Consider the following 11,933-nt stretch of genomic DNA (forward strand, 5'->3'; position numbering starts at 1 on the left):
AGCCGATATTTAGAAATAAAGGGATTTTTTACAAGATACTTTGACAGGTTAGAATACAAAATGTATACTCATTACAAAGAGTGTTGTGCCAAGGCAGGCAGCACGTGACCCGTAGGGCAGACAACGGTGTGATTCAAGGCCGTAACAGAGAGGCAACCGGGATAACTCGCCAAGGGACCCTTGAAGCATATGTGTTGACACGCGCCCGTGACGGGGGAAGGCTTACAGAAATTTCATTTTACATCGAAAGGGAGGTTACTATTTATGAAAGCCAAAGTATTCGCAGCTCTTGCCGCGGCCATGGCCGTTGGCGCAGCCTGTGCTTTTGCAGCGAACCCGTTTGTCGACGTACCGTCCGACAGCTGGGCTTATCAATCCGTCGTTGAATTGGCTGACGCCGGCATCATCCAGGGCGTTGACGGGGAACACTTCCAGGGCCAGCGTAACATCACCCGTTACGAAGCCGCTGAAATGGTCGCCAAAGCCATGGCTCACATGGACAAAGCTTCTGTCGAACAGCGCGCCCTCATCAACAAATTGGCTGATGAATTTGCTGACGAACTCAACAGCCTCGGCGTCCGTGTCAGCGCTCTCGAAAACCGCGTCGGCAGCGTGAAACTGACTGGTGACGCTCGTTTTCGGTATCGGTATCAGAAAAACAACAAAGAAAACGATAAATCTTGGGATTATCGTATTCGCCTCCGCGCTAACGCCAGGGTTAACGACCGTACGAAGGTTACGTACGGTATCAGCAGCACGTACCACTCCTTCGCGGATAATGGCGCAGCTGAAGATGAAAACGATATCACGACCGATATCGCTAAGGTAGACTATAATTTTGGCGGCAAGGCTTGGAACCTCAGCGTCGGCCGTACGGATCGATATGTCATCGGCGGCAACAACTCCTATGGCTATAACTACGGCGATATCTTCGACCGCGCGGAATTGGCGTACAAGGGCGACCGCTTCAAAGCTGCGGCCGGCTACGGTAAATTGAAGAAGGGACGCCTGGCAGGGTCCGGCACGGTGGAAGGCGCCAAGACGGGGTACGGTCTCATCGAAGGTTCCTTCGGCAACGGCACGGCTGTCGGTACGTACTACAATTCCTTCCAGGACACCAACCTCGATGATCTCTGGGGTGCTTATGCAAGCTTCCTCTTCGGCCGGGACTGGAAGCTCCTCGCGAACTACGAACGGGTCAGCTATGACAAGGCTATCTCTACGGCACGGGGCAACGAAGATTCGGCCGGCGTTTGGATCGGCCGCTTGACTTACGGCAAGGCCGTCATGGCTAGGCCCAAGACTTGGGATGTTTGGGTTGAATACATCAATGCTCAGGACGGGGCCTATGCGGTGGGGGCTTTTGGTGCCACCAGCTCTTGGAGACGGATCGGCAAATTGGATAACCTCGAATCCTGGGGGGCCGGCATCGACTATACCTTCGCGAAAAACGCTCAGTTCCAGGTCGGGCAGTCCTTCGCTTCGAAAGTGAAAGACGGCGACGGCAAAGATCCGGAAGAACTGACGCGAGCCCAGTTCGTCTTCGTATTCTAATCCTTCTCCACCGTGAATCTTATAAAGACCACTCAGAAATGGGCGGTCTTTTTTGCGCTGTCAGGGCCTTGTTTTTCGTGGAAGACGCCGGCAGCGGATATCGCTCTTGGGGGAGGGGGACATAAAAAAACGCAGCTACATGACGTGGCTGCGTTTTTCATCTCACCCGTTTGGAGGCGGCTGATTCTTTCTTATAAGGCTTTCGGCAGGGTAAAGAACCAAATCTGGCTTTCCTGTTCCGTCGGAGCGTTCTTCTTGAGGCTGATCTTGATCTTATGGACTTTATTGTCTTTATTGTAGATCATGGCTTTTTTGTCGCTGTCGTAGGTGTAGTCCGAAACTTCCGGATCGGCGACGGCCGAATCTTTGACATCGATGTCCATGCCGAAGTCATTGTCGTTGACGACGGCGAGGGTCTGGCGGTCCGGCAAGAGGGCCAGGCCTTCGGCTTTTTCGATGTTCCAGCCATTTGCACGCAGGTCGAGGACCAGTTCTTTCTTAGCCGGTACGATCTTGCCGTCCAGGCGGCCGTATTCGAGATCGCCGTTATCGGCAATGGGGGTCGCGCCGTTGAGGTCTACTTTGTAGATCAGGTTCTGCATTTCGCCGTGCTGTTTGCCCTGTTCGATCATGAGGAACTGGCCCTTGCCGATGGACGTGATATCGCCGATTTTGGCAGCGCCGGTGTTCTTATAGCCCGTGTCGACGGGATAGGCATACATGGTCGTTTCTTTTGTAATCGGATCGAATTCGACGATGCGCGTATATTTGGCCGTCTTGGCCGTTTTGCCATCGACGTTTAAGGGGCTTTGGATGAGGGCGAAGACGTGGCCCTTTTCATCGACCGTCAGGCCTTCACTGCCGCGGTTGGGGACGCGGTCGGCTAAAATCTTGGGCAGGCCCATGCCGGGGCCGTATTTTTCAAGGATATTGCCTTTTTTATCGACTTTAGCGATGAAGGGTCCATATTCGTCACTGATCCAGAAATTGCCGTCCTTATCGAGGGCCAGGCCTTCCGTATCGAGACCGTTTCTGTCGGTACCGAGGTCATTCATCTTGAAGTCTAGGGCGACTTCATTGGTCGAACCGGTCAGGCCCGACGGAATCGGTTTGCCGCTAATGGGCTTGCCGTTTACTTTCAAGGGGATGGAAGAAATGATATCGGCCCGGTCTTTAGCCGGATTGACCTTGATGACGCCGATGCTGGGCGTGAAGTTCGGCGTCGGGAAGAATTTCCCGGACATCTTTTTGCCGTCTTTGACGTACATCGGGATGTCGCCGTTAGGGCCGCGGTCGGTGATGGCGTAGAATTCCATCGTGCCGTCGGCTTTGACCGATTTCAGGGCCAGGGCCGAGCCGTAGCCGGGATTGATGTGATGGTTAAAGGCTTTTTCATTTCCCTTATACGGGAGCTGATAGGCATCAGCATGGACGATGTAGGCCGTCGGTTCGACGTCCTTGGCACTCAGGGCCATGCTTCCCATGGCGGTAAGGGTCAGCCCTAAAGCGAGCCAGCGTTTCCATTGTTTTTTCATAGTGATCATGCACCTCCTGCATATTTCAACCCATTGTATCAAGACGTCATCAATGTTTTGTGATGAACGGGTAAGGGCTGTGTAAAAACGAGGATGGTGTATAATGGTAGCAAAGGCATTGAAAAGGAGACAGGGACATGACGGAACAAGAATGGGAACAACTTTTACAAATCAAGACGGCCGGCCGGGACGACAGTCACGCTGACGGCGAGCATCATCCCTATGAGCCGACGGACTACGGTGTCCTTGAAAAATTGGCCAACAGCGGCTCTATCCGCAAGAAGGATACCCTTATCGACTATGGCAGCGGCAAAGGAAGGGTCAGTATCTTCATGACCTATCAGACCGGATGCCGCTCTATCGGCATCGAATACGACGAACGGTTGTGGCAGAAAGCCCTGGTCAACGCCAAGAGTCCGGCAGCTCGAAATAAGGTGTCCTTTATCCTGGCCGATGCAGCGGTGTATGACCTGCCAGATGAAGCCGACTGCTGTTTCTTCTTCAACCCCTTTGCCCTGCACACCCTGAAAAGGGTCCTGGGGAAGATCTTCGATTCTTTGCAGCGTCGGCCGCGGCGGCTGCGAATCTTCTTTTACTATCCTTATGAAGACGTGGAAGATTTTCTCAGCCACCACCTGCGCCTCGTGGCAGAAGACCCAATCGACTGCAGCGACCTCTTTGGCGGCGATGCGAAAGAAAAAATCCTCGTATATCGCGTGCGAGAGGAGCTGTAAGACCTTAGCGATTTTGCTGATTCCGGAGATAACGGGCCGCACTGCACCGCAGGGTATCGAGTTCATCGGCTTGGATATGGTCGTCGCATAGCGGCAGGATCTGATCTTGTAAGACGGAATCCGGCGCCGTTTTCAGCCTTTCCGGGTCCAGCCAGGGCAGGGCGAGATTTACTTTTTCCGGAGTCTCCTTTTCCGGTTTGGCAGCGGGAATGCGGTTGTAAGGGCAGGCATTTTGACAGGCATCACAGCCGACGACCCAAGACCCCATGGCTTTTTCAGGCAGCGCAGGCGGCAGTTGGCTTTTGCCGAAGGTATTCCAAAAAGAGACGCACTTCAAAGGATTCATGGTAAAGGGGGCTGAAAGAGCCCGAGTCGGGCAATGGTCCTGACAGAGGCGGCATTGAGGGGCGCAGGGCTTCAGGTCGTGATGTTGGTGGAGTTCACAGGACGCATCGATGACGAAGCCTTCGAGCATGACGAAGGAGCCCTTCTCGGTATAGAGAAAGTTGTTTTTCCGGATAATGCCCAAGCCGGCCTTCATGGCGGCATGACGAAGGCCGCCGATTTGAAGGTGGGAGCTTTTTTCGCCGCCTTCCCAGCGGATGCCTTCTGCCGTCAGCCAGTCGGTAAAGGCGTCTTTCTTCCGGAGTCCTTCATCGTCGAGGGATACTTGCGGGGCGAGAAAGAAGGCCCGAGCGTATTTCCCTTCAAGGGACTCGGGCAGGCGGTATCGGCCGAGCCACCACGTACAAATGATGACCGATTTAGCCCAGGGGAAGCGCTGTTTCGTTTTCATTCCGGGCCCTATGCGTTCATAAAAGGGGCGGCTCGTCGGTTCCTTTTCCAGTCGCTCTTGGAAGCGTTCCAGGTATTCATCCATCTCGTCGATGGCGATGATGCCGCAGTCGTCGTAGCCGGAAAGCAGGGCCTGTTGATAGATTTTTTCAGCAAGCAGAGACGGGGAGGTAGTCATAGGAGACTCCTTTCTGATAAAAAAAATAAACCACTTGGTCTATTTATAGACCGATTAGTCTATTTTGTCAATACCTGTATTGCATTCCTGCTCTATTTTTTGTATAGTAGCGGAGGAGGGACGCGTTATGACTAAAGGTGAAGAAACGAAAGAAAAGATTATCTGCCGGGCTGCCGGCTTGTTTTGGGAAAAGGGCTATGTGGCAACCGGTGTCCAGGATATTTTGACGGCCGCCGGGGTGACCAAGGGCTCATTCTATTTTTATTTCAAGCGTAAAAAAGACGTCGGTTTTGCAGCTGCGGAATTTTATGAAAAACGGGTCTTGGGGATGATGGAAGAGATCGCCGACCGGGAAGGAGCTTGGGAACCTTTTATACGAGGCGTCGCAGCGACTATGATACAGGAGGCCGAAGAAGGCCGTTTTTATGGGTGTCCCTTTTCGGTGCTGGGCATGGAAATCGCCTTTAGCGAACCGGATTTGGCAGCAGCCTTCTTACAGGGACTGGAAAAGATACGGGTCTTGTTTCAAACCGTCCTTCGTCAGTCGGGGGTGCCGGAAGGGAAGGCGGAAGGGATGTCGCGGTTGCTATTGACCTCTTACGAAGGCTACCTCCTGCAGTACCGACTGAGCAAGGATATTCGCTGGCTGACATGGATGAGGGACGACTTGTCAAGGGCAAAGAGCCAATCAGATCTGGTGGAATCGGAGGAAGATTGAGGGTAAGTCTGTTTTCATCCGCTCGGGTCAGCTCGCTCCGACAGAAATTTTATTTCTGAAAATAAAAATCAAAAAGCGTTAGAAAAGCAACATACCTCCTGTACATAATCTGGTAGGATAAGATCATCAAGCGAGAGCTTATGAAGATAAGAGATTGCGTCAGGAGGTATTCCTATGTATAACGAATGGAAAGATAAAAAAGAACAGTTTAAGGTCATCGATCTGCGTCAGGCGAAGGGCAACTTTTCCCAGGGCCTCTTCAAACAGGCCGACCAGGTTGAAGCCGGCAGCGGACTGCACCTCATCCAGAGTTTTGAACCGTACCCGCTCTATGAAGCCATGACCGACCGGGGATTTGAATACTATGTCGAAGAAGTACAGCCTCATGAATACCACATCTGGTTCTATCGCCGTGAAGCCAAGGCGGCATCGGGGAAGAAGCCCTTCGGTCCGGCAGCCCTCTTGAATTTCCCCATCATCGATAAGAATTTGGGCCGCATTGCCGTCGAATTCTGGGATGAAACGTGGAACGACGAACGCCATTACCTACCCTATGAAATACGGCTCATGTTGTCCCTGGCCAATGCCGTCGGTGCCGGCCGCCATCGCCAGGCTGTGCGGGAACTGGTCAAAGCCTATATCCACGGCATCGATTCTAGGGCTTTAGACGACGTATTCGAACTCATTGCCTGGAATCAGGGCATCGGCTTCTTCAGTTCTGAAATCGGCCCGTCGCCCTTATTCGGAGCCTATAAATTAATCAAGCAGGAAGAAGAAAAGGGGACCGATCGGGAATCCATTAAGCACCTCTTGATGGAACAGTTCGGCGAAAAGAATCAGCAAGTCAAAGTATTATAAGCGATGGCATAGGATGTTGAAAGAAGGATTGCACAGAAGGGCTTGAAGGGGCCTTAATGCAGCGATCCTTCTTTTTTGTTATAATAGAGGCGTAATATTGTAGTACAGAAAAGGAAGTGTTACCATGCTCCATCGCGATGCATTGATCAATCGTTTTTTGAAATACGTCTCTTTTGATACCCAGTCGGACGAAGAAAATGACGCCGTTTGCCCGAGTACGCCGGGCCAGCTCGTCTTTTCCAAAGCCTTAGCCGAAGAATTGAAAGGCCTCGGCCTTTCCGACGTTTCCATCGATGAACACGGCTACGTCATGGCCACCTTGCCTGCTAACGGCGTCGACGGCCCCGTCGTCGGCTTCATTTCTCACGTCGATACCAGCCCCGATGCCTCGGGGAAGGACATCAAGGTCGTCCGCAAAGATAATTACGACGGCAAGGATATCGTCTTGAATGAAGAAAAGAACATCGTCTTTTCGACGGAATCCTTCCCGGAAATCCTCAAATATAAGGGTCAGGACATCTTGTTCACCGACGGCACGACCCTCCTCGGTGCCGATGACAAGGCCGGCGTCACGGCCATCGTCAGCGCCGTCGAATATTTGATCCAACATCCGGACGTGAAGCACGGCAAGATTCGCATCGGCTTTACGCCGGACGAAGAAACGGGCCGCAGTGCTGCCTTGTTCGATGTCGAAAAATTCGGCGCTCACTTTGCCTACACCGTCGACGGCGGCGAATTGGGCGGTCTTGAATATGAAAACTTCAACGCTGCTAATTGGACCATTACCTTCCACGGCCGCAGCGTCCATACCGGCGATGCCAAGGGCAAGATGAAAAACGCCCTGACCATGGCCGCTGAATGGCAGCAGCTCCTGCCGGCCGGGGAAAAACCGGAATACACCGAAGGCCATGAAGGCTTCTTCCACGTCTATAAACTGAACGGCGACGTCGAAACGTGCACGATGCACATCCTCATCCGCGACCACGACCGGAAACTTTTTGAACAGCGAAAGGCCTTCCTGCGGCAGATGGCTGCTCTCTTTACCGATAAATACGGCCAAGGGACGGTGGACCTCGACGAACGGGACGTCTACTATAACATGCTGGAAAAAATCGAAGACGGTCATATGGACGTCGTCGACCTGGCTAAGACGGCCATGGAAGCCGTCGGCGTTACGCCGGAAGTCGCTCCCATCCGCGGCGGTACCGACGGGGCTCAGCTCTCCTTCCGCGGCCTGCCGTGCCCCAATCTCTTTACGGGCGGTGCCAACTTCCACGGCCGTTTCGAATACCTGCCCATTGAGTCTTTGGTCAAAGCCTGCGAAACGGTCATTGAAATCGCCAAACGGGCTTATACGTTACAGAAATAGGAGGTACCATGAAAGAAATTACGCAAGACTTGTTACAGGGCTTTCACAAGGCCTATGCATCCGATAAAGAAGCTCAGGTCCTCCATTCGGCCCTGGCTAAGACCGATATGGCGGAACTTTCCTACGTTCCCGCAGCGGGGGCGAAATTAAAAGGCGCCTTTTCCGTCGAAGTCGTGACCCGAGGGATTACGGCCCAACAGAAATCGGGGCGCTGCTGGCTCTTTGCGGCCCTCAATATCCTCCGGGAAAAGGTGGCTGAAACCTGCCGTCTCGACAGCTTTGAACTGTCACAGAACTACCTCTCTTTTTATGACAAATTAGAAAAAGCAAACAACTTCTTGGAAATGGTCATTGAAAATGCCCATGAACCGATCAAGGGACAGGCTATGCAGTATGTCCTGCGCGGCATGACCGACGGCGGCTACTGGACGGAAGCCGTAGACCTCATCGAAAAATACGGCGTCGTTCCTAAACAGGTCCAGCCTGAATCGTACCAGTCGGACCACACCGACCGCTTCGTGACCGTGATGAACCGCCTACTGCGAAAAGACGCCATGGAGCTGCGGGAATTGGTCCTGGCCGGAAAAGATCCTTATGGACGTAAACAGGAAATGTTGGCTGAAATTTATAAGGCCGAATGCATCGCCTTTGGCGAGCCCGTTCAGACCTTTGACTTCGCCTATCGCGACAAGGACAAGGTCTATCACGAAGAACGGAATCTGACGCCGCAGGAGTTTTACCAAAAGTACGTCGGCATCTCCCTTCGCGATTACGTACCGGTCATCCACGAACCGACGCCGGATAAGCCCCTTCATCGCCTCATCCGCTTCCATGGGATTGAAAATATGGCCGGCTCCGATATGGAAGCCCTCCACCTGTCCCAAGAAGAGCTGGAAGATTTGTGCATCACACAGCTGAAAGCTGGCCAGGCCGTGTGGTTTGCCTGCGATGCCGGTGCCTTCGGGGCTCGAAAAGACGGGGTCTGGGATCCGGACAGCGTTCAGTATGAAGCCTTATTAGGCGGTTTTTCGACAGACATGCCTAAGGGAGAACGCCTGCAGTACGGCAGCAGTTCGGCGACGCACGCCATGCTGCTCACGGGCGTCCACTTCGATGGCGACGGCAAAGCCGACCGCTGGAAAATCGAAAATTCCTGGGGCAAAGACGTCGGCGATCAGGGCTATTTCGTCTGCTCGGCCAAGTATTTTAAAGAATACGTCTATGAAGCCGTCATCGACCGCCGCCACTTCAGCCCGGATCAGACGGCCATGCTGGAAACGGAACCGGTCGTCATCAACGCCTGGGACGAAGATTGTTAGTCCGTACCGTTGGATAGTAAACATAGCTTTGCCAGTTCGACGGCCGGAGCATGAATGAGAGAGGACTGCCGCTCGAGCGGCAGTCCTCTTTGTTTAGTTCAATATTCCCTACGGAGATACTTTTTAAAAGGAGTGATTTCTATGGCTTTTTCAATCGTTCACGGCGATATCGTTACCATGGACACCGACGCTATCGTCAATGCGGCCAATTCTCAATTGCTGGCCGGAAGCGGCGTCTGCGGGGCTATTTTCCGCGCCGTCGGGACGCGGGCTGATGAACTTCAAAAAGAATGTCTGGCCAAGGCTCCTTGTCCGACAGGGCAGTCGGTCCTTACCGAGAGTTATGGCCTGAAGGCCCGATACATCATCCATACGGTCGGTCCCGTTTGGCAGGGAGGAGGGCAAGGCGAAAGGGAACTCTTGTACAGCTGTTATGAGACGGCTTTAGGCTTGGCCGCGGAAGCGAATTGTAAGTCTATCGCTTTTCCCCTTATTTCAGCAGGTATCTTCGGTTATCCCAAGGAAGAAGCCTTAGACGTTGCTCGAAAGGCTGTACGTGACTTTTTAAGACACCATGACATGGACGTTCGCCTCGTCCTCTATCCTTGAAAAAGTTCCGGGGACTCTTGGCACCGAGGGCGATGGGAACCGGCTGCTCTTACGGGAAAATGCTGTTTTTGCCTTGTGCCTTTAGCTTCTTTGCTATAAAATGAAATTAAGCGTGAATCTATGATTATGGGAAGTGGAACCTGTTATGAATCGAACGATGATTGCCAATTTGATGAAGCCTTTGACCTTGGTACTGCTGGTCGGCATCTGTCTGGCCATTCATTGGCTTATGCCGTCTTTTTACAGCACCCTGTGGCAGCTGACGCTGCAGCATGATATTCCGGGACTGACCGATTATATCTCGTCCTTTGGCAGCGTAGCCGTCTTTATCATGATCCTGCTCATCGTGCTGACCAATATGACCGGTTTGCCGTCGGTCCAGTTCGTCACCGTCAACGGCATCCTCTTCGGCCTCGTGCCGGGGATTCTCATCTCCTGGGCCGGGCAGGTCATCGGCAACGTATTGGCTTTCATCATCATGCGCTACGTCTTTCGGCATAAGGCCCAGGCCTTAGTCGATAAGAGCCGATGGTTGTCGCAGCTCAACGGGAAAATCGACTGTAAGCTGGTCTTCTTCTTTCGGGCCATTCCCTATTCTCCCAACTTTGTCGTCACGGCCTTTGCAGCCCTGGGCCGCATCGGTTTTGCCGAACACGGTACAGCGACCATGGCCGGGAAAATCCTCGCCGTCTGTATGGAAGTCTGGCTGGGCTACGACCTCATCCATTTTAACCCCCACAGCCTGATAGCCGTCTGTCTGATGGTCTGTCTTTTGGCGGTCCTGCTCTTCGGCAGCCGCCGCTGGCTGAAGCATAAAAGTAGTTTAAAATAATATCACATATATGTAGGAGGTATTTCTTATGGGCTTAATTAAGGCAGCTATCGGCGCCGCAGGCGGTGTCTTGGGCGACCAGTGGAAAGAGTTCTTTTACTGTGACAGCCTGAACGAAACGATTTTGATGGCTAAGGGCCAAAAGCGAATCAGCCGGTTCGGCCGCAGCAGCAACACGTCAGGCGAAGACAACATCATTTCCAACGGCTCGCGCATTGCCGTCAATGACGGCCAGTGCATGATGATCGTCGAATCGGGGAAGGTCGTCGAAGTCTGTGCCGAATCAGGGGAATATACCTACGATACGTCGACGGAACCGTCTATCTTTTCCGGGGACTACGCCGGGGATTTAGGCGAAATGCTGCACCAGGTCCTGTCGCAGATGAAAGAACGCTTTACCTTTGGCGGCGACGCCGGAAAGGACCAACGGGTATACTATTTCAACTTAAAGGAAATTATCGGCAATAAGTACGGTACGCCCAGTGAAGTGCCTTTTAAGACCTATGACGATACGACGGGCCTCGCGCTCCTCGTGCGCCTGCGCTGTTTTGGCGAGTACAGCTACCGCATGGTGAACCCCATCTTGTTCTATACGAATGTTGCCGGCAATGAAGCGGATTTTTATGACCGCAGCCGTCTCGACAGCCAGCTGAAATCGGAACTGCTTACGGCACTCCAACCGGCCTTTGCTAAATTGTCGGCCCTGCGCATCGACTACTCGCAGATTCCGGGCCATACGGAAGAACTGACGCAGGCCCTGAACGACGTCTTATCGCCGAAGTGGCGCGATTTGCGGGGCATTGAAATCGTCTCCATGGGAATGAACAGTGTCAAGGCCAATGAAGAAGATGAAGAAAAGATCCAGAAGGCTCAGATGGGCATGACCATGGGCCGCCCCGATATCGGACTGGGGACCTTGGTCGACGCTACGGCGGACTCTATGCGGACGGCTGCCGGAAACGAAGGTGCCATGGGCGCGGCTATGGGCTATATGGGCATGAATATGGCCGGTCAGGCCGGTGCCGGATTGGCTCAGGAATTGGCGGCCCGCCAACAGGCTCAAGCACCGGCAGCGACTCCGACAGCGGAGACGGGCTGGACCTGCTCCTGCGGTCAGCAAGGGAATACGGGGAAATTCTGCATGAACTGCGGGAAGCCGAAACCGGAACCTGCTGCTTCCTGGACCTGCCCGTCCTGCGGTCACAGCGGCAACGAAGGGAAATTCTGCACCAACTGCGGCAAGCCTAAACCGGTGGAATCACCGGACTGGACCTGCCCGTCCTGCGGCCAACAAGGGAATACGGGGAAATTCTGCATGAACTGCGGTACGAAGAAACCTGAAGATTGAGGTGATTCCCATGGCCGATACGTCAGTCAGTTATAAATGCCCTCACTGTGGGGCGCCGATTCAATTTAAGCCCGAGGCGCAGAC

At 53.3% G+C, this 11,933-nt stretch carries 11 protein-coding genes; 9 read left to right on the top strand and 2 right to left on the bottom strand.

The features are described 5' to 3' along the window. The first annotated feature begins 264 nt into the window (after positions 1 to 264). Positions 265 to 1,554, top strand: a complete 1,290-nt coding sequence (locus TX77_RS03730; protein WP_044503500.1) for an S-layer homology domain-containing protein — start codon at positions 265 to 267, stop codon at positions 1,552 to 1,554. Between the two features lie 191 nt (positions 1,555 to 1,745). On the opposite strand, the gene TX77_RS03735 is transcribed toward TX77_RS03730, so the two are convergent. Further along, the gene (locus TX77_RS03735; RefSeq protein ID WP_049917283.1) at positions 1,746 to 3,089 is read right to left on the bottom strand and encodes an esterase-like activity of phytase family protein; all 1,344 of its coding nucleotides are present in this window, start codon (positions 3,087 to 3,089) and stop codon (positions 1,746 to 1,748) included. A 137-nt stretch (positions 3,090 to 3,226) separates the two neighbouring features. Here TX77_RS03735 and TX77_RS03740 point away from each other — a divergent pair, with 137 nt between their 5' ends. After that, the gene (locus tag TX77_RS03740; RefSeq protein ID WP_044503501.1) at positions 3,227 to 3,823 is read left to right on the top strand and encodes a class I SAM-dependent methyltransferase; all 597 of its coding nucleotides are present in this window, start codon (positions 3,227 to 3,229) and stop codon (positions 3,821 to 3,823) included. A 4-nt stretch (positions 3,824 to 3,827) separates the two neighbouring features. On the opposite strand, the gene TX77_RS03745 is transcribed toward TX77_RS03740, so the two are convergent. Then, positions 3,828 to 4,796, bottom strand: coding sequence for an epoxyqueuosine reductase (locus TX77_RS03745; protein ID WP_049917284.1), 969 nt, complete (start codon positions 4,794 to 4,796; stop codon positions 3,828 to 3,830). 127 nt (positions 4,797 to 4,923) lie between these two features. Between TX77_RS03745 and TX77_RS03750 the strand changes: the two genes are divergently transcribed. From TX77_RS03750 to TX77_RS03780, 7 genes are all read left to right on the top strand, one after another. Next, positions 4,924 to 5,514 carry a TetR/AcrR family transcriptional regulator gene (locus tag TX77_RS03750; RefSeq protein ID WP_044503502.1) on the top strand — a complete coding sequence of 197 codons (591 nt, stop codon included), beginning with the start codon at positions 4,924 to 4,926 and terminating at the stop codon, positions 5,512 to 5,514. 174 nt (positions 5,515 to 5,688) lie between these two features. Next, a complete protein-coding gene (locus TX77_RS03755; RefSeq protein WP_044503503.1) occupies positions 5,689 to 6,372 on the top strand; it encodes a DUF2249 domain-containing protein in 684 nt (227 codons plus the stop codon). Between the two features lie 124 nt (positions 6,373 to 6,496). Further along, positions 6,497 to 7,741: a peptidase T gene (gene pepT / locus TX77_RS03760; RefSeq protein WP_044503504.1), complete on the top strand. Its 1,245-nt coding sequence runs from the start codon at positions 6,497 to 6,499 to the stop codon at positions 7,739 to 7,741. 8 nt (positions 7,742 to 7,749) lie between these two features. Further along, on the top strand, positions 7,750 to 9,060 hold the full coding sequence (locus tag TX77_RS03765; RefSeq protein ID WP_044503505.1) for a C1 family peptidase: 1,311 nt from the start codon (positions 7,750 to 7,752) through the stop codon (positions 9,058 to 9,060). A gap of 141 nt (positions 9,061 to 9,201) precedes the next feature. Next, entirely contained in the window at positions 9,202 to 9,669 is a 468-nt protein-coding gene (locus TX77_RS03770) for a macro domain-containing protein (RefSeq protein WP_044503506.1), read from the top strand. Between the two features lie 145 nt (positions 9,670 to 9,814). After that, positions 9,815 to 10,501, top strand: coding sequence for a TVP38/TMEM64 family protein (locus TX77_RS03775; protein ID WP_230198024.1), 687 nt, complete (start codon positions 9,815 to 9,817; stop codon positions 10,499 to 10,501). 28 nt (positions 10,502 to 10,529) lie between these two features. Continuing rightward, entirely contained in the window at positions 10,530 to 11,849 is a 1,320-nt protein-coding gene (locus TX77_RS03780) for an SPFH domain-containing protein (protein ID WP_044503507.1), read from the top strand. Positions 11,850 to 11,933 lie beyond the last annotated feature (84 nt).

The sequence above is a fragment of the Megasphaera massiliensis genome (genome assembly GCF_000455225.1).
Lineage (GTDB): Bacteria > Bacillota > Negativicutes > Veillonellales > Megasphaeraceae > Megasphaera > Megasphaera massiliensis.

Excerpts from the sequence above, each read along its gene's own strand:
- TX77_RS03735 (WP_049917283.1), bottom strand. The coding sequence starts at position 3,089 with ATGAAAAAACAATGGAAACGCTGGCTCGCTTTAGGGCTGACCCTTACC.
- TX77_RS03740 (WP_044503501.1), top strand. The coding sequence starts at position 3,227 with ATGACGGAACAAGAATGGGAACAACTTTTACAAATCAAGACGGCCGGC.
- TX77_RS03765 (WP_044503505.1), top strand. The coding sequence starts at position 7,750 with ATGAAAGAAATTACGCAAGACTTGTTACAGGGCTTTCACAAGGCCTAT.
- TX77_RS03730 (WP_044503500.1), top strand. The coding sequence starts at position 265 with ATGAAAGCCAAAGTATTCGCAGCTCTTGCCGCGGCCATGGCCGTTGGC.
- TX77_RS03755 (WP_044503503.1), top strand. The coding sequence starts at position 5,689 with ATGTATAACGAATGGAAAGATAAAAAAGAACAGTTTAAGGTCATCGAT.
- TX77_RS03750 (WP_044503502.1), top strand. The coding sequence starts at position 4,924 with ATGACTAAAGGTGAAGAAACGAAAGAAAAGATTATCTGCCGGGCTGCC.
- TX77_RS03780 (WP_044503507.1), top strand. The coding sequence starts at position 10,530 with ATGGGCTTAATTAAGGCAGCTATCGGCGCCGCAGGCGGTGTCTTGGGC.
- TX77_RS03775 (WP_230198024.1), top strand. The coding sequence starts at position 9,815 with ATGAATCGAACGATGATTGCCAATTTGATGAAGCCTTTGACCTTGGTA.
- TX77_RS03745 (WP_049917284.1), bottom strand. The coding sequence starts at position 4,796 with ATGACTACCTCCCCGTCTCTGCTTGCTGAAAAAATCTATCAACAGGCC.
- TX77_RS03770 (WP_044503506.1), top strand. The coding sequence starts at position 9,202 with ATGGCTTTTTCAATCGTTCACGGCGATATCGTTACCATGGACACCGAC.
- pepT (WP_044503504.1), top strand. The coding sequence starts at position 6,497 with ATGCTCCATCGCGATGCATTGATCAATCGTTTTTTGAAATACGTCTCT.